Annotated in this window: 17 protein-coding genes; 4 read left to right on the top strand and 13 right to left on the bottom strand. The window is 65.7% G+C overall.

The window, feature by feature from the left end; all coding sequences use genetic code 11:
* Positions 1-50: 50 nt before the first annotated feature.
* The 5 genes from D9R08_RS04665 to D9R08_RS04645 form a co-directional block, all read right to left on the bottom strand.
* Positions 51-725, bottom strand: coding sequence for a glutathione S-transferase family protein (locus D9R08_RS04665; RefSeq protein ID WP_121896885.1), 675 nt, complete (start codon positions 723-725; stop codon positions 51-53).
* Positions 722-1048: a hypothetical protein gene (locus D9R08_RS04660; protein WP_121896884.1), complete on the bottom strand. Its 327-nt coding sequence runs from the start codon at positions 1046-1048 to the stop codon at positions 722-724. Before D9R08_RS04660 ends, D9R08_RS04665 begins: the two co-directional genes overlap by 4 nt.
* Positions 1045-2991: an acetyl-CoA carboxylase biotin carboxylase subunit gene (locus D9R08_RS04655; RefSeq protein WP_121896883.1), complete on the bottom strand. Its 1947-nt coding sequence runs from the start codon at positions 2989-2991 to the stop codon at positions 1045-1047. The genes D9R08_RS04660 and D9R08_RS04655 overlap by 4 nt, the downstream gene beginning before the upstream one ends.
* Positions 2984-3406 carry an ASCH domain-containing protein gene (locus tag D9R08_RS04650; RefSeq protein WP_121896882.1) on the bottom strand — a complete coding sequence of 141 codons (423 nt, stop codon included), beginning with the start codon at positions 3404-3406 and terminating at the stop codon, positions 2984-2986. The genes D9R08_RS04655 and D9R08_RS04650 overlap by 8 nt, the downstream gene beginning before the upstream one ends.
* A gap of 64 nt (positions 3407-3470) precedes the next feature.
* Positions 3471-5075 carry a carboxyl transferase domain-containing protein gene (locus D9R08_RS04645; RefSeq protein WP_121896881.1) on the bottom strand — a complete coding sequence of 535 codons (1605 nt, stop codon included), beginning with the start codon at positions 5073-5075 and terminating at the stop codon, positions 3471-3473.
* Between the two features lie 161 nt (positions 5076-5236).
* Between D9R08_RS04645 and D9R08_RS04640 the strand changes: the two genes are divergently transcribed.
* Positions 5237-5851, top strand: coding sequence for an OmpW/AlkL family protein (locus D9R08_RS04640; protein WP_121897253.1), 615 nt, complete (start codon positions 5237-5239; stop codon positions 5849-5851).
* Positions 5852-5961: 110 nt separating this feature from the next.
* Here the strand turns inward: D9R08_RS04640 and D9R08_RS04635 are convergent, their stop codons facing one another.
* The 6 genes from D9R08_RS04635 to D9R08_RS04610 all read right to left on the bottom strand — a co-directional run bounded on the left by D9R08_RS04635 (position 5962) and on the right by D9R08_RS04610 (position 10655).
* Positions 5962-6681, bottom strand: coding sequence for a flavodoxin family protein (locus D9R08_RS04635; protein ID WP_121896880.1), 720 nt, complete (start codon positions 6679-6681; stop codon positions 5962-5964).
* A complete protein-coding gene (locus tag D9R08_RS04630) occupies positions 6678-6857 on the bottom strand; it encodes a hypothetical protein (protein ID WP_121896879.1) in 180 nt (59 codons plus the stop codon). Before D9R08_RS04630 ends, D9R08_RS04635 begins: the two co-directional genes overlap by 4 nt.
* Positions 6858-6981: 124 nt before the next feature.
* A complete protein-coding gene (locus D9R08_RS04625; protein WP_121896878.1) occupies positions 6982-7380 on the bottom strand; it encodes a DUF1622 domain-containing protein in 399 nt (132 codons plus the stop codon).
* Between the two features lie 5 nt (positions 7381-7385).
* On the bottom strand, positions 7386-8549 hold the full coding sequence (locus D9R08_RS04620; protein ID WP_121896877.1) for an isovaleryl-CoA dehydrogenase: 1164 nt from the start codon (positions 8547-8549) through the stop codon (positions 7386-7388).
* 104 nt (positions 8550-8653) lie between these two features.
* Positions 8654-9847, bottom strand: coding sequence for a DegT/DnrJ/EryC1/StrS family aminotransferase (locus D9R08_RS04615; RefSeq protein ID WP_121896876.1), 1194 nt, complete (start codon positions 9845-9847; stop codon positions 8654-8656).
* A 142-nt stretch (positions 9848-9989) separates the two neighbouring features.
* Positions 9990-10655 carry an HAD-IA family hydrolase gene (locus D9R08_RS04610; protein WP_121896875.1) on the bottom strand — a complete coding sequence of 222 codons (666 nt, stop codon included), beginning with the start codon at positions 10653-10655 and terminating at the stop codon, positions 9990-9992.
* Positions 10656-10794: 139 nt separating this feature from the next.
* Here D9R08_RS04610 and glmU point away from each other — a divergent pair, with 139 nt between their 5' ends.
* Both glmU and glmS read left to right on the top strand, forming a co-directional pair.
* A complete protein-coding gene (gene glmU, locus D9R08_RS04605; protein ID WP_121896874.1) occupies positions 10795-12141 on the top strand; it encodes a bifunctional UDP-N-acetylglucosamine diphosphorylase/glucosamine-1-phosphate N-acetyltransferase GlmU in 1347 nt (448 codons plus the stop codon).
* A 5-nt stretch (positions 12142-12146) separates the two neighbouring features.
* The gene (gene glmS, locus D9R08_RS04600; RefSeq protein WP_121896873.1) at positions 12147-13958 is read left to right on the top strand and encodes a glutamine--fructose-6-phosphate transaminase (isomerizing); all 1812 of its coding nucleotides are present in this window, start codon (positions 12147-12149) and stop codon (positions 13956-13958) included.
* Positions 13959-14180: 222 nt separating this feature from the next.
* On the opposite strand, the gene D9R08_RS04595 is transcribed toward glmS, so the two are convergent.
* Entirely contained in the window at positions 14181-15152 is a 972-nt protein-coding gene (locus D9R08_RS04595) for a threonine dehydratase (RefSeq protein WP_121896872.1), read from the bottom strand.
* Between the two features lie 114 nt (positions 15153-15266).
* Between D9R08_RS04595 and D9R08_RS04590 the strand changes: the two genes are divergently transcribed.
* Positions 15267-16505, top strand: a complete 1239-nt coding sequence (locus D9R08_RS04590; protein ID WP_121896871.1) for an aspartate kinase — start codon at positions 15267-15269, stop codon at positions 16503-16505.
* Positions 16506-16523: 18 nt separating this feature from the next.
* Here the strand turns inward: D9R08_RS04590 and D9R08_RS04585 are convergent, their stop codons facing one another.
* Positions 16524-17021 carry an anthrone oxygenase family protein gene (locus D9R08_RS04585; RefSeq protein ID WP_121896870.1) on the bottom strand — a complete coding sequence of 166 codons (498 nt, stop codon included), beginning with the start codon at positions 17019-17021 and terminating at the stop codon, positions 16524-16526.
* Between the last annotated feature and the right edge of the window lie 18 nt (positions 17022-17039).

Here is a 17039-nt window from a genome sequence, read left to right as displayed (position 1 = left end):
CCCGATATCGTCGCGTCCGGGGCGCATGTCCGCCACCCGCGCGACGCCCGTCAGTTTGCCTTCCCGGCTCCGTCCTCCCCGCTCCAGGCCTCGTAATAGTCCCGGGTGTAGAGCCCGCGCCCCGCAGGCAGGGACGCCGTGAACCCGGGGCGGGCCGTGATCCGGTCATACCACGCCGCCGCCGCCGCGAAAGGCTCAAGCCGTGCGAAATGACGCGCCATGTAAACCGCCTGCCCCACGCTGATATCGGCCGCCGAAAACCCGCCATCCAGCAGATAGGCGCGGCCCGCCAAACGCTCCTCGATGACCTGATAGCATTTCTCGATCCGCCTGGCCTCGATCTTCATCACGACGGGGGAGCGCATGTGATCCTCGTAAAGCGCCTCATGCTGTTGCGTCAGCGCCGCCACGTGCTGGCTGATCGTCTCGGCAAAATGCACCCAGATCAGCCAGTCGGCCCGCTCCGCATGGCCGGGCGCGCGGCCCATCCCCGCCTCGGGAAACCGCTCGCACAGGATTTCCGTGATCGCGCCGGTTTCCCACAGGCTGACCCCGTCAAGCTCAAGCGCGGGCACACGCCCGGCGGGGTTCAGCGCCAGAAACTCCGCACTGCGCAAGGTCTTGTCGAAGGGCCATTCCACCACCTCGAACGCCACGCCCAGCTCATGCAGCAGCCAAAGCGTCCGCATAGACCGGCTTTGCGGCACATGATGAAGCCGGATCATCGCCCACCCTCCAGCACCGCCACAACCCCGGGCCGCGTCTCGGCAAAGGCCGCGCGCGCGGATATCCCGGCGAACCATCGGCTCGGCGCGGACCGCGCCTCCAGCATCGCCCTGCCCTCGGACACGAGCGCAAAGTAACCGATCATCGACGCCAGCGGGCGATCGGCGCGGCTGTCATCGCGCCCGGCCGGGCTGGCCTGCCCGTCTTCGGTGAAGGGGTTCGCCTCGTCATACTCGTAGGCCAGCGCCTTTTCGGACGGTGCAAGGCGCACCGCGCGGGTATAGACGCTGTCCTGAAACCCGATCAGCGTCAGCCCCGTCACGCCGCCTCCTCCGCTTCTTCCAGCACGATCAGCGCGGCACCGGCTTCCACCTGCGCGCCTGCCTCAACCATGACTTCGGCCACGACCCCGTCCCGCCCGGCGCTCAGGGTGTGTTCCATCTTCATCGCTTCCAGCACCGCCAGCCGGTCGCCTTTCGCGACCGCCTGCCCGACGGCCACGAACACCGTTTTCACCAGCCCCGGCATCGGCGCCTCGATCCGGCCCGCCGCCGCACCGCCTTCGGCCACCACATCCAGCGGATCGACCGGCTCGAACCCGTAGGCGTTCCCCCAGAAGACGGACACGCCTGCATCGTGACGGACGACCTGCGCCGGTACCACAGCGCCGTCGATCCGCCAGCGGTCACCGTCGCGCTCCAGTTCATGCACCGCCTCACCGCGGACCCGGAAACGGCCGGGCGCCAGCGTCTCCACCACCAGATCCAGGCTCTCGCCGCGATACTCCAGCCTCACCGCCTGTTCCAGCGGCGCCCAGAGCGCAAACCCCGCCAGCGGATCGGCCGTGTCATGCAATCCCAGCGCGCCTAGCGCCGCCAGCGACCGAGACCGGGTGCAGGCCACCGGCTCGGCGGCCAGCGTCTCCAGATCGCGCCCGATCAACCCGGTATCCACATCGCCCGCACCAAACCCCGGATGCCGCGCCAGCTTGCGCAGAAACGCCAGATTGGTGACCGAGCCGGCCACCTGCGTCCCCGCCAGCGCCTGTTCCAGCCGGGTCAGCGCAACCGCGCGGGTGGGCCCGTGCACGATCAGCTTGGCGATCATCGGGTCGTACCACGGGCTGATCGTGTCGCCCGGCCTGACGCCGGTATCTGCCCGCGCAGTGGCCGGGAACACCAGATGCGCCAGCGTTCCGGTGGCGGGCAGGAAGCCTTTCGGCACATCCTCGGCATAAAGCCGCGCCTCGAACGCATGGCCGTCGATCGCCAGATCCTGCTGCGCCATCGGCAGGCCCTCGCCCGCCGCCACACGAAGCTGCCATTCCACCAGATCGACGCCGGTAATCGCTTCGGTCACCGGGTGCTCCACCTGCAGGCGCGTGTTCATCTCCATGAACCAGAACCGGTCGGGTCTCAGCCCATCGGACCCGTCGACGATGAACTCCACCGTGCCCGCGCCCGCATAGCCAATCGCCTCGGCGGCGCGCACCGCGGCCATCCCCATCTCGTTGCGCATCTCCTCGGTCATGCCGGGGGCGGGCGCTTCCTCGATCACCTTCTGATGGCGCCGCTGAAGCGAGCAGTCCCGCTCGAACAGGTGCACCGCACGTGTCCCGTCGCCAAAGACCTGAACCTCGATATGGCGCGGTTTCTCGACGAATTTCTCGATCAGGACCGCATCATTGCCAAAGGCTGTGGCCGCCTCTCCCTTGGCGCTTTCCAGCGCTTCCATGAAGCCGGATGGCGCATCAACCTTGCGCATCCCCTTGCCGCCGCCGCCGGCCACCGCCTTGATCAGCACCGGATACCCGATCGCGTCCGCCGCACCGGACAGATGCTCCGGGTCCTGGTTCTCGCCGTGATATCCCGGCACCACGGGCACCCCCGCCTCGGACATCAGCGCCTTGGCCGCATCCTTTAGCCCCATCGCCCGGATCGCATCCGCCGACGGTCCGATAAACACCAGCCCCGCCGCCTCGACCGCCTCCACGAAATCCGGGTTTTCGGACAGGAAGCCGTAGCCCGGATGGATCGCCTGCGCGCCCGTGGCTCTCGCCGCTTCGATGATCGCCTCGCCGCGCAGATAGCTGTCCTTCGGCGCGGGCCCGCCGATATGCATCGCCTCGTCCGCCATCGCCACATGGCGCGCGCGTGCATCCGCGTCGGAATACACCGCCACCGTGCGCACCCCCATCGCGCGGGCGGTCTCCATCACCCGGCAGGCGATCTCGCCCCGGTTCGCGATCAAAATCTTGCTAAACATCCCCGCCCCCAAAATCCTCGACCATCCGAAACCGCTCGCAGATCAGCGGCATCTCCGGGTCCCAGCCGCCATTGCGTTCGAAATACGCCCGGTGCGCGCGGCGCCAGCCTTCGAGGCTGTCATTCTCGCCTTCGGCCAGGGCGAAATCCGCCTCCACGTCGCAAAATCTCTGCTGCCTCACCTCGACCGTCTCGATCACCAGCGCGGGCGTTCCGTCCCAGTTGAGCGCGATATCCCGCCGACCCGCGACAGGCATCGCCTCGCCGCCGGGGCCGAAATCGCGCGCCGCCCCGCAGGTAGCGGTCTTGCGTCCCGACCGGACCAGCGCCAGAAGGTCCGCGCACAACTCCGGTCCGTCACCGAAGGTGAAGCTTTCCGCCCCCGGGTAAAGCGCCTTCGCCTCCTCCAGTGTCATGTCGCCCTTCCTTCATACCAGCCCGCATGCGCGAGGGTTCCGCAAAACATCCGCATCGCCCCCGTCACATCCGGAAGACGCCGAAACGCGTCTCCTCCATGGGTGCATTCAGTGCCGCTGACAGGCTCAGGAACAGCACCTCGCGGCTTTTGCGCGGGTCGATCACCCCATCATCCCACAGCCGGGCCGACGCATAGAGCGGGTGGGACTGACGCTCGAACATATCGATGGTCGGCTGCTTGAACGCCGCCTCCGCCTCGGTGGACCATGTCTCGCCCGCCCGCTCCATCGCCTCGCGCTTCACGGTCGCCAGAACGCCTGCAGCCTGCGCGCCGCCCATTACCGAAATGCGGCTGTTCGGCCATGACCACATGAAGCGCGGCTGGTAGGCGCGGCCTGCCATCCCGTAATTCCCAGCCCCGAAGGAGCCGCCCACAACCATGGTGATTTTCGGCACCGACGTGGTGGCGACCGCGGTCACCATCTTCGCGCCGTGCCGCGCGATCCCCTCGTTCTCGTACTTCCGGCCGACCATGAACCCGGTGATGTTCTGCAGGAACACCAGCGGGATGGACCGCTGCGAGCACAGCTCCACGAAATGCGCCGCCTTCTGCGCCGCTTCGGAAAACAGCACGCCGTTATTGGCCACAATCCCCACCGGACAGCCCATCAGATGGGCAAAACCGCAGACCAGCGTTTCGCCGAAGCGCGGCTTGAACTCGTCGAACCGGGAGCCGTCCACCACGCGCGCGATCACCTCTCGGATATCATAGGGCGTGGTCAGCGCGGCGGGCACGACCGAGAGCAGGTCCTCGGGGTCATAGGCCGGATCCTCGGGGGTCTGCCACTGCACCGTCGCCGGTCTGGCGCGGTTGAGCGAGCCCACCGCCCGCCGGGCCAGCGCCAGCGCGTGAGTGTCGTCCTCGGCCAGATAATCGGCGACGCCGGAAAGCCGCGTGTGCACATCGCCGCCGCCCAGATCTTCCGCCGTCACGACTTCACCGGTCGCCGCCTTCACCAGCGGCGGCCCGGCCAGAAAGATCGTGCCCTGCTCCTTCACGATGATCGTGACATCGGACATGGCCGGCACATAGGCGCCCCCCGCCGTGCAGGAGCCCATCACCACGGCGATCTGCGGGATGCCCTTGGCGCTCATCCTTGCCTGATTGTAGAAGATCCGCCCGAAATGATCGCGATCGGGGAACACCTCGTCCTGATTGGGCAGGTTCGCGCCGCCGCTGTCGACAAGATAGATGCAGGGCAGATGGCATTCCTCCGCGATCTCCTGCGCGCGCAGATGCTTCTTCACGGTGATCGGATAATAGGTTCCGCCCTTCACCGTCGCGTCGTTGCAGACGACCATCACCTCCTGGCCGTGGACCCGCCCGACACCGGCAATCGCGCCGCCGCACGGAGCGGCCCCGTCATACATCCCGTGCCCTGCGGTCGCGCCCACCTCAAGAAAAGGCGATCCCGGATCGAGCAGGTTCGCCACCCGCTCCCGCGGCAGCATCTTGCCGCGCGACACATGCCGGTCCCGCGCCCGCTTGCCGCCACCAAGCGCGGCCAGTTCCGCCGCCTCGCGCACCTGCGTCAGGGCTTCCAGATGCGCGGCCCGGTTGGCCTTGGCCTCGTCCGAGCCCGCCATCAAGGTTGTCGATAGTCTCATTCTTATCTGCCTCTTGGACTGGAACGGGATGTGTTAGCGATACGCCTTTCAGGCACAACCATTTTGTCGCAGCGCAACCGTCGCATCGCTTGACCCAGATCAATGTTGCTGCGGTGCGGCAGGCGCAAGACCGAGGAGCGCGCAAACTGAAAGGCATAAAAATGAGAACCTCGATTTCGTCCCTCGCCATGATTGCTCTGCTTGCCTCGGCAGGCGCCGCGACCGCGCAGCAGGCGGGTGACTGGACCCTTGGCTTCGGCATCGGATCGGTCAATCCCCAATCCAGCACCGGCGTCCTTGACGGCGCAGCCTCCTCTATCGACGATGATATCCGCCCGACCATCACGTTGGAATATTTCATACGCGACAATCTCGGCATCGAGCTTCTGGCGGCCACGCCATTCGAGCACACGATTTCTCTTGCCGGGGTGGGGGAGGTTGGCACGGCCACACACTTGCCCCCCACCGTCTCGCTGAACTATCATTTCGCCAATGACAGCGCGCTCACACCCTTTGTCGGTGCAGGTGTGAACTACACCGCGTTTCTGGATGTCGACGCCGTGGGCGCACTCTCCGGCCGGGTGCTGGATATCGACAACAGTTTCGGGCTCGCCCTTCAGGCCGGTATCGACTACGCGGTTTCTGATCGCTCCGCGATCCGCTTCAATATCCGTTGGATGGATATCGACGCCGACGTCCATCTGGACGGGGCCTATATCGGCACTGCCGAGATTGATCCGATGGTCTATGGCATCTCCTACGTGCTGCGCTTCTGAACGCAACATGCAGCCTGCCCGTGCAGCAGCTCGGGCAGGCAGGGTACTCTGGCCACCCCGGCATAGACGCTGAGCACCGGCGCTCAGCCAATGGTTAGGCCCGGAACCCGTCACGCACGATACTCCGGGTTTTCATAGTCGAACCGGCATCCCGCCTTCCACGCGCGGCGGTCGTTGCCCTCGTTCGGGAGGCCGCCCGCCTCCTTCAGCAGCTTGGCCAGATGCATCAGGTTCCAGGTCATGATCGTTGTGTTGCGCTTGGTGAAATCATTGTCGAACCCCACCTGTCCGCCCGCCCCGTCATCGTCGCCATACGACGCACCGGGCCCCGCCTCGCCGATCCAGCCGCAATCTGCCTGCGGCGGGATCGTCACGCCCAGATGGCTCAGCGCATAACCGATCGTCATCGCAGCATGTTTGATCCCATCCTCGTTGCCGGTGATCACGCAGCCGCCCACCTTTCCGTAATAGATGCTCTGCCCCTTGTCGTTCAGCATCCCCGACATGCCATAAAGCCGCTCGATCAGGATCCTGCACAAGCTGCTTTCCTCGCCCAGCCAGAGCGGTGTGCCGATGACCAGAATATCGGCCGCCTCAACCTTCTCCCAGATCGCGGGCCAACCATCGGTGTCATAGCCATGTTCGGTCATGTCCGGGTAAACACCGGGTTTCACATCCGAGGTTGCGATATGCACATGCTCCACCGTCACACCCTGCTTTTCCATGATCGCGGCAGAGGCATTCATCAAAAGCTGAGTGTGGCTCTCCTCGGGTTTGAGTTTCAGGGATGTGTTGAAAAACAAGGCCTTCAGGCCGTCAAAATCGCTCATGTCCGCAGCTCCTCCGCCAGAAGATCCGGCCCGATATCCACCGTCGCGCCGTAGATGTCGACGGCGCGCGCCCAGGGTGTGTCCCGGTCATTTTCGCAGATCACCACCAGCCGCACACCCTCCAGCGCCGAAGGCCGCGCAAAGCAGTCGGTCGGCGTCCCGCCGGTCTCGGCCACATATTGCGCCGCGACACCGGCATGATCTCGGTCTCACCGGGCGGGATGGCGCGCTGACCCCAGACCATACCCAGAACGCCGGCGCAGGCCAGAAGCGCGGCGAAGCTGATCTTCATGCCCGGGCTCATCGTTCGGGGTCCCGGCGGATACCTTCGATCTCGCGATCGAGAAAGAAGCTGATGGCGGACCTGATCAGCACCAGCAGCCCCAGAAAGACCAGATCGCCCAAGGCAAAGCTCAGCGCGGTGTGGATGATATCGGCCACGATGAACAGTTCCAGCCCGGCAAGGATATAGCGGCCAAGCTCGACCCGCTCCTCGTTCAGGATCCGCGCGCGGTCGGTCTTGGCGATCTTGGCCTCGCCGATGACGAAGCCATAGAGAAACCGGGCCGCCCCGATCAGCATCACCGCGATCGCGAGGATGCTGATCAGCGCCGCGATCCATTCCAACACCATGGCCACGCCCGCCAGGTCGCCGTGAAGGACGCCTTCGGTCACGCTGAGATCGGCCAGGTCTTCCATCCCGTTCAGGCCATTGCCGCCATCATCTCGCGGCCCACCAGCATCCGGCGGATCTCACTTGTGCCCGCACCGATCTCCATCAGTTTGGCATCGCGGAAGATCCGGCTGACGGCGCTGTCATTCATGAAGCCCGCGCCGCCCATTGCCTGCACCGCCTGATGGGCCACGACCATCGCCTCTTCGGACGCATAGAGCACGCAGGCCGCCGCATCCTGCCGCGTCACCTCACCCCTGTCGCAGGCCTTTGCCACCTCGTAGACATAGGCGCGCGCAGAGTTCATCTTGGTATACATGTCGGCGATCTTGCCCTGCATCAGCTGGAAATTCCCGATGCTCTGGCCGAACTGCTTGCGCTCCACCATATAAGGCATGATCTCGTCCAGACAGGCCGCCATGATCCCGGTGCCGATGCCGCTCAGCACCACGCGCTCGTAATCGAGCCCCGACATCAGAACGCGCACGCCCTTGCCTTCCTCGCCCAGAACGTTGTCGAACGGCACTTCCACATCCTCGAAGATCAACTCCGCCGTGTTCGAGCCGCGCATGCCAAGCTTGTCGAAATGCGGCGAAGTGCTGAACCCCGTCATATCTTTTTCTATAAGAAAGGCGGTGATACCCTTGCTGCCAGCCTCCGGATCGGTCTTGGCATAGACCACGAGCGTATCCGCGTCGGGGCCATTGGTGATCCAGTATTTCGTGCCGTTCAGGATGTAGCGGTCGTTCCGCTTCTCGGCGCGCAGCTTCATGCCCACCACGTCCGAACCGGCCCCTGCCTCCGACATCGCCAGAGCGCCCACATGCTGGCCGCTGACCAGACCGGGCAGATACTTCGCCTTCTGCGCGGGCGAGCCGTTCAGCTTGATCTGGTTCACGCAAAGGTTCGAATGCGCCCCATAGGACAGCGAGACCGAGGCCGAGGCGCGCGCGATCTCCTCCACCGCGATCACATGGGCGAGATAGCCCATGCCCGCGCCGCCGAACTCCTCTTCCACCGTGATGCCGAGCAGGCCCAGTTCTCCCATCTCCTGCCAGAGATCCGCCGGAAACTCGTTCGAGGCATCGATATCGGCCGCAATCGGCCTGATCCGCTCCTGGGCCCAGCGATGCACCATATCGCGCAACGCATTCACATCCTCGCCCAGATCGAATGTCATTGAAGCCATGAACATGGGCGGTCCCTCCCCCTAATTGAACGCTTGTTCAGTTATTAGCGCAGCATACTTCCCGAGTCAAAACGTATCGCGCCCCCCGCGCGGCCCGCAGATCGCGCAGATCACGCCGCCGCGCGGACCTCGTCGCGGATGATGGAGGCGATGAGGCTGCAATCCTCTTGCGAAAAGGTCAGCGGCAGACGCATGTCCATCAGCCCGGCCAGAACCGCATCGGTTCGCGGCAGGCGCTGCGCCGGGGCATAGCGCCAGCTGTCATAGCGCGAGGTGAAGGCCACGGGCTCGGCCGCGCCGAACCATTTCAGCTCCACGCCGCGCGCAAGGCATCCGGCAAGAACCTGCCCGATCGTTTCGGGCGCTGCGCCGGGCAGAAGGAACTGGATCGACGAGCCCACGAACCGTTCGCGCGGATCGCGCTCGATGACCCGCAGGCCGGGCGTGTTGCGCAGCCCCTCTTCCACGGTTCGGTAAAGCGCGTTCCACCGCGCGATCTGCGCCGGCAGATCGGCCAGTTGCGGCCGCAGGATCGCGGCACGCAGATTGTCCATCCGGCCCGAAATATTGGGGGTGACGTATTTCACCCGCTCGAAAACCTCCGCCGGGGGCGCGGCGCGATGGCGCCCATAGAGCATGTAGCTACCGGATTGCATGATCGCCCGCGCCATCAGGTCGGCATCGTCGGAAACCAGCAGCCCGCCCTCACCGGAATTGATGTGCTTGTAGGTCTGCGCCGAGTAGCAGCCGAACACGCCGTGGCGCCCCGATGGCACGCCATCCCATTCCGCGCCCATCGTGTGGGCGCAATCCTCCACCACCACGATGCCTGCGCGGTCGCAGATCTCCATCAGCGCGCCCATGTCGCAGATATGCCCGCGCATATGGGACAAAAGCAGCACCCGCGCGCCGGAGCTTGCCGCCTTTTCCGCCAGATCGGGCAGGTCGATGGTCAGGCTTTCGGTGGTCTCCACGAAAACCGGCACTGCGCCCAGGCTGGCAATCGCGCCGGGCACGGGGGCCAAAGTGAACCCGTTCGACAGCACCTTGTCACCCGGGGCCACGCCCAGCGCGCGCAACGCACAAGCCATGGCGTACCCGCCGGAGGCGACGGCCAGCGCGTATCTGGCCCCGGTGAAGGCTGCGAATTCCTCCTCCATAAGCGCGGTTTCCCCCGCTTCTTCGGACTTGAGATTGTAGCGGTGCAGACGCCCGTGACGCAGAACCTTCAGCGCGGCGTCGATGCCCGCCTCGGGGATCGGCTCCTGTTGCGTAAAGCTGCCGGTGAAGATGAGTTTGTCCATACCCGGCAGGTTAGGCGACAGCGTGGCGGCGTCAATCCCAAGCAGCGTGCGCGAAAGGCCTGCGCGAGACCTCCAATCGGGGTAAATGCGGTGCCGGGAACATCGCCCGGCCTGTCAGGCAAGGCATGTGCCCGCTGCGCGGTCAGACGATCAGGCGGCCTACGATACTGTCCAGATCGTCGTAGCGCTCCAGCAAAGCCTCGGGCGCAAGCGCGTTGACGCCGCGGCCATCGGGGCCGAACGCCACCAGAACGCACGGCACCCCCGCGGCGCGGGCGGTTTTCCGGTCGGTCTCGGTATCGCCGATCAGAAGCGACCGGGCCGGGTCGCCCCCGGCCTGCTCCACCGCCAGCAGATAGGGCGCGGGATCGGGCTTGCGCACCGGCAGCGTGTCGGCGCCCACCAGCGAGGCGAAACTGTCGCGGACCCCCAGCCGGGTCATCAGCGTTTCGGCCAGACCCTGAGGTTTGTTGGTGCAGATCCCCACCGCCACGCCGTCACGGCGCAGCCGGTCGACCGCCGCCATCGCGCCGGGGTAAAGCGTGGTGTGGGTGTCGATGGCGGCGCCATAGGCCTGCAACAGGACCGGATAGCCTTCGTCCACATCGGCGGCGGCTCCCGTGATGCCCAACCGCTCGAAGCCCAGCTTCAACATCGCCCGCCCGCCGCGAAACGCGGTGGCGTCATCCCGCCCCGGGACAAGTTGCGGCGAGTGACCCAAAGCCTCCAGCGCCGCGTTCGCGGCCGCGATCAGATCGCCGGACGTATCCGCCAGCGTCCCGTCCAGATCGAAGATCACACAGCGCATCCTGGCCCCCCGTCTTTCGGCAGGTTTCCGCCTGCTCCTGAAATGAACCGTAGGCCGAATTGACCCACGCCGTCCTTGCGCGACGGGGTGGCATGGATAATACCGGGGTCACAAGACCAAAAACCAAGCGGACAGGCCCATGCCCACAGCCCTTGTAATCCTTGCTGCCGGTCAAGGCACGCGGATGAACTCCGAAATGCCCAAGGTGCTGCACCAGATCGCGGGCGCGCCGCTGATCGCCCATGCGATGCGCACGGGCGCCGCCGTGGACCCCGAGCGGGTCGTAGTCGTGACGGGTCATGGCGCCGAGCGGGTGGAGGAGGCGGTGGCCGCGTTCGATCCATCGGCCATCTGCGTCCGCCAGACCGAACAGCTTGGCACAGGCCACGCCGTTCTGCAGGCTGCCCCGGCGCTGGACGGGTTCGCCGGCGATGTGATCGTGCTTTACGGCGACACGCCCTTCATCCGGCCCGAAACGCTCGACGCGATGCTGGTCGCGCGGCGGAGCCACGACATCGTGGTTCTGGGCTTCGAGGCCGCCGAACCCGGTGGCTACGGCCGCCTGCTGATGGAGGAGGACCGGCTGGTCCGGATCGTCGAGGCCAAGGATGCCACACCCGAGCAGCTGGCCATATCCTTCTGCAATTCCGGGCTGTTGGCAGCCGATGCCGCAACCCTGACCGGCCTTCTGAAAAAGGTCGAAAACGACAATGCCGCAGGCGAATACTATCTGACCGACATCCCCGCGCTGGCCGCGGCGGCGGGGCTCTCCGCCACGGCGATCCACGCGGCGGAACGCGAAACACTGGGCATCGACACGCGCGCCGCGCTGGTCCGGGCGGAGGCGCTGTTTCAGGCCGCCAGGCGCGCCGGGATGCTGGAGGCCGGCGTGACGCTCACCGCCCCCGAAACCGTGTTTTTCGCCTATGACACCGAGATCGGGCGCGATGCGGAGGTGGAGCCCCATGTGATCTTCGGCCCCGGCGTCACCGTCGAATCCGGAGCGCGGATCCGCGCCTTTTCCCATCTGGAGGGCGCCCATGTGGGCGCCGGGGCCACCGTCGGACCCTATGCGCGCCTGCGGCCCGGGGCGGAGCTTGGCAACGGCGCGCGGGTCGGCAATTTCGTCGAAGTGAAGGAAGCCCGGATCGGCGAAGGCACCAAGGTCAATCATCTCAGCTATATCGGCGATGCCACGCTTGGCGAGGGCAGCAATATCGGTGCGGGCACCATCACCTGCAACTATGACGGGGTGATGAAGCACGAAACCCAGATCGGCGCGCGCGCCTTCATCGGGTCGAACACGATGCTGGTCGCCCCGGTCACCGTCGGCGAGGAAGCGATGACCGCCTCGGGCTCGGTGATCACCGAGGATGTGCCGGCCGGCGCGCTTGCGCTGGCGCGCGGCAAGCAGGTCAACAAGCCGGGACTGGCCACCAAGCTGATGGCCCGGCTGCGCGCCATCAAAGCCAGCAAAAAAGGGTAGCAACCATGTGCGGCATTGTCGGTGTGCTTGGGGATCACGAGGTTGCCCCTATTCTGGTCGAAGCCCTGAAACGGCTGGAATATCGCGGGTATGACAGCGCCGGCATCGCCACGGTGCAGAATGGCGCACTGGACCGGCGGCGCGCCGTGGGCAAGCTGGTCAACCTCTCCGATCTTCTGGTTCACGAACCCCTGCCCGGCAAATCCGGGATCGGACACACAAGATGGGCGACCCATGGCGGCCCCAGCGTCGCCAATGCCCATCCCCATCGCACCGGCCGGGTTGCGGTGGTTCATAACGGCATCATCGAAAACTTCCGCGACCTGCGCGACCGGCTCAAGGGCGCGGTCTTCGAGAGCGAGACCGATACCGAAACCGTCGCCCATCTCTGCGAAAGCTTTCTGGACGACGGCATGCCCCCCCGGATGGCCGCGGCGGAAACGCTGAAGCATCTGGAGGGCGCCTTTGCGCTGGCCTTCCTGTTCGAGGGCGAGGAGGATCTGATCGTCGCGGCGCGCAAGGGCTCTCCGCTGGCCATCGGCCATGGCGATGGCGAGATGTTCGTGGGCTCCGACGCCATCGCGCTGTCGCCGATGACAAACCGGATCACCTATCTTGAGGAAGGGGATTACGCCTTCGTCACCCGCGCAGGCGCCGAGATCTTCGATGCCGAAGGCCGCCGTGCCAACCGGGATCTGCGCGAGATCTCCTCCAAATCCGCGCAGATCGACAAGGGCGGACACCGCCATTTCATGGTCAAGGAGATTTTCGAACAGCCCACCGTACTGGCCGACTGCCTGACCCATTACGCCCCCGGCGACGCCGTGGTCATCCCCGAGGGCAGCGTTGATTTTTCCCGGACCGACCGGCTGATCCTGGTGGCTTGCGGCACCGCGCATTACGCCTGTCTGGTGGCGAAATACTGGTTCGAGCAACTGGCCGGTCTGCCCTGCGACGTCGATATCGCATCGGAATTCCGCTACCGCGAACCGCCCGTCTCGGAGCAGGCGGCCGCTTTGTTCGTCAGCCAGTCGGGCGAAACGGCCGACACGCTGGCCGCCCTGCGTTATGCGACGGGCAAGGCCGCGCATATCCTGTCGGTCGTGAATGTGGCCGAAAGCTCCATCGCGCGCGAAAGCGATCTGGCGCTACCGATCCTGGCCGGCGTCGAGGTCGGGGTCGCCTCGACCAAGGCGTTTCTCTGCCAGTTGGGCGTACTGGCCAACCTGGCCATTCTCGCAGCACGCCAGAAAGGCAGGATCGACGCCCGGCGCGAGGCGGAGCTGCTGCACACGCTGCGCAGCCTGCCGGCACTGATCAACCAGTCGCTGGCGCTGGAAGACGAGATCAGGCGCGGCACCCGGGCGCTTGCCCGCGCGCAGACGATCCTTTTCCTCGGCCGCGGCCCGATGTTCCCCATGGCGCTTGAAGGCGCGCTGAAACTCAAGGAAATCAGTTATATTCATGCCGAAGGCTATGCCTCCGGAGAGCTAAAACACGGACCCATCGCGCTGGTGGACAAGACCGTGCCCGTGGTCGTGCTCGCCCCCCGCGACGCGCTCTTCGACAAGACGATCTCCAACATGCAGGAGGTCATGGCGCGTGAGGGCCGCGTCTGGCTCGTGACCGACAAACCGGGCGCGGCGGCAGCCTCGGACGGGGTCTGGAAGACCCTGACCATGCCGCAGGTGGACCCGATTTTCGCGCCGCTGCTCTATGCGGTCCCGGCGCAACTCATCGCCTATCACACCGCACTTCACAAAGGCACCGATGTGGACCAGCCGCGCAATCTGGCGAAATCCGTGACGGTGGAATGACGCCCGAGAAAGGGATCTCCGCGCGCGGTCAGGGGGCAGGCTGAAACCCGTCGCGCGGACGAAGCCCGCGCGCCTTCTGCCGGGGCGGGCGGCGAGGGATTAAATGCCTCCGGCGGCGGTATTTCCGACCAGAAGAAGGGCCGGAGAGCTCTGTTGAACGCGTGATTGCTCACTTCGGAAAATGGCCGCGGGATGCAAGGATGGCTTTTCGGGGCGCTCCTGTCAGACCTGCGGCACGCCACCGCCAAGCACGGTCAGGAACCACTCCGTATCGATATTCCCGCCGCACAGGATCACCCCGACCTTCCTGCCGTTCATCCGCTCCCTTTCCTGCAACAGACCGGCCAGCGGCGCCGCGCCCGCGCCTTCCGCAAGGTTGTGAATGTCGCGGTAGTAGATGCGGATCGCCTCCGCCACTTCTGCATCGCTGACCGAAATGATGCGCGCGGCCCCTTCGGAATAGATCTCGAACGCCTCTTTCACCGGCACCCGCACCGCCATCCCGTCGGCGAAGGTCGCGGCGCTCTCTGTCTCGATCAGGCGACCGGCCTCCACCGATTGCTTCACGCAGTCGGCCCGGTCGGACACGACCCCCACGATCTCCGTTTTCAGGCCGAGGGCATTTCGGGCCAGAATGTTCCCGCAGATGCCCGAGCCGCAGCCGACCGGCACATAGATCGTATCCAGATCCGGCACAGCGCTCAGCAATTCATAGGCATAGGTGGCCACGCCCCGCACGATTTCGGGGTGGAACGGCGGCACGATAACCAGACCCTCGGCGTCGGCCACGCGAAACGCCTCCTCCCGGGCGGTGTCGAAATCGGCGCCGAATTCGATCACCTCGGCACCGAAGGCCCGCATGGCGGCGTTTTTCTCCACCGAATTGCCGTGCGGCACATAGACCTTGGCGGTCAGCCCCGCCGCCACGGCCTGCCGCGCCTGACCCTGGCCGTGATTGCCCCGCGAGGCGGTGCAGATCCCGCGCGCATCCGGATGGGCGCGCCGCACCCAGTCGATGAAGGTGATCGCGCCACGCGCCTTGAAGGAGCCCGTGGGCGTGTGGTTCTCATGCTTGACCCAGACTTCGGCGCCCGTCCGCCCGGCCAGTTGCGGCCAGGCATATTGCGGGGTGGGCCGCATCTGGGTGTAGACCAGATCGGCCGCCGCTTTCAGGTCGTCCAACGTCAGTTTCATCGCATCGCCTCCGCTGCTTCCGGCGGAGCCTAGCGACACATCCGCCCCTTGTCAGCCTGCCACGCCGCCCGTATGACCCGCCCGGAACCTTGGAAGGGACGGGGCGCAGGACACATGCCCATACTGGTGATGAAATTCGGCGGCACATCGGTCGCCACGCTGGACCGGATCCGCCGCGCCGCCAAGCGGGTGGGCCGCGAGGTGGCCAATGGCTACGACGTGATCGTCATCGTCAGCGCGATGTCGGGCGAGACCAACAAACTGGTGGGCTATGTCGAGGAGACCTCGCCGCTTTTCGACGCGCGCGAATACGATGCGGTGGTGTCCTCGGGCGAGAATGTCACCGCCGGGCTGATGGCGCTCACGCTGCAGGAAATGGATGTGCCGGCGCGAAGCTGGCAAGGCTGGCAGGTGCCGCTGAGAACCACCTCCGCCCATGCCTCCGCCCGGATCGAGGAGATCCCGACCGGCAACATCACCGCCAAGTTCGCCGAAGGCATGAAGGTGGCCGTCGTCGCGGGCTTTCAGGGGATCAGCCCCGAAGGCCGGATCACCACGCTCGGGCGCGGCGGGTCCGACACCACGGCCGTGGCCTTTGCCGCCGCCTTCGGGGCGGAACGCTGCGACATCTACACCGATGTGGACGGGGTCTACACCACCGATCCGCGGATCACGTCGAAGGCGCGCAAGCTGGACCGGATCGCGTTCGAGGAGATGCTGGAGCTTGCCTCGCTTGGCGCCAAGGTTCTGCAAACCCGCTCGGTCGAGCTGGCGATGCGCTACAATGTGCGCCTGCGGGTGCTGTCGAGCTTCGAGGATAATGACGAAAACGCGGGCACGCTGGTGTGCTCGGAGGAGGATATCGTGGAAAGCAATGTTGTCGCCGGCGTCGCCTATTCCCGGGACGAGGCAAAGATGACGCTGGTTTCGGTCGCCGACCGGCCCGGCATCGCCGCGGCCATCTTCGGGCCGCTGGCCGAGGCGGGCGTGAATGTGGACATGATCGTACAGAACATCGCCGAAGAAGGCCGCACCGACATGACCTTTTCCTGCCCCACCGATCAGGTGAAACGGGCAGAAAAGGCGATGACCGACGCGCAGGAGCGCGGCGAGATCAATTTCCACGATCTGGTCGCCGACACCGATGTCTGCAAGGTCTCGATCGTGGGTATCGGCATGCGGAGCCACGCGGGCGTGGCTGCGAAAATGTTCTCCACGCTGCGTGACGAGGGGATCAACATCAAGGTGATCACCACGTCGGAAATCAAGGTCAGCGTGCTGGTGGACCGGAAATACATGGAACTTGCGGTCCAGTCGCTGCACGACGCGTTCGGGCTCGAACGCGCCGCCTGATGCCCCGCGGCGCGCCGCTCAGCCGCCGCCTTGCAGAAGAAGTGCGGCCACCAGATATCCCAGCGATGCGCCGAAGGCGGCCAGCGCGCGGATGTGGTTCCACCGGGTCCAGCGGCTGGCATAGGCCGGCCAATAGGCGCGCGCCTCCGATCCGCCCAGCGCCATCGCGTCGAGCCTGCGGTTCATCGGCACGTTACCCAGCGCCGTGACGCCGAAACCGCCCAGCAGGTAGAGACCCGCCGCCCCGATCAGCAACGCGGCCACCGCGCCGCCCTGCATCGTCACGCCATAGACCAGGATCAGCACCGAAACCGGCACCAGCCCCAGAAGCAGCGTCAGGAAGACCGTGCGATAGACCTCGCGGTTGATATGCTGCATTGCCCGCGTGCCCGCCGCAGGCTCCGCCGCCACGAGCGACCGGATCACGAAATCCGAAAAACTCAGGAAAACGCCCGCCACCAGACCGCTTGCCAGCGAGGCCGCGGCAAGCCCCCAAATGATCCATACCTCAAACATCGTCTGTCTCCTTCCTCT

Source organism: Rhodophyticola porphyridii, from assembly GCF_003688285.1.
Taxonomy (GTDB): domain Bacteria; phylum Pseudomonadota; class Alphaproteobacteria; order Rhodobacterales; family Rhodobacteraceae; genus Rhodophyticola; species Rhodophyticola porphyridii.
The sequence above is the reverse complement of the archived record's forward strand: the minus strand, read 5'-3'. Positions and strand labels throughout refer to the sequence as shown.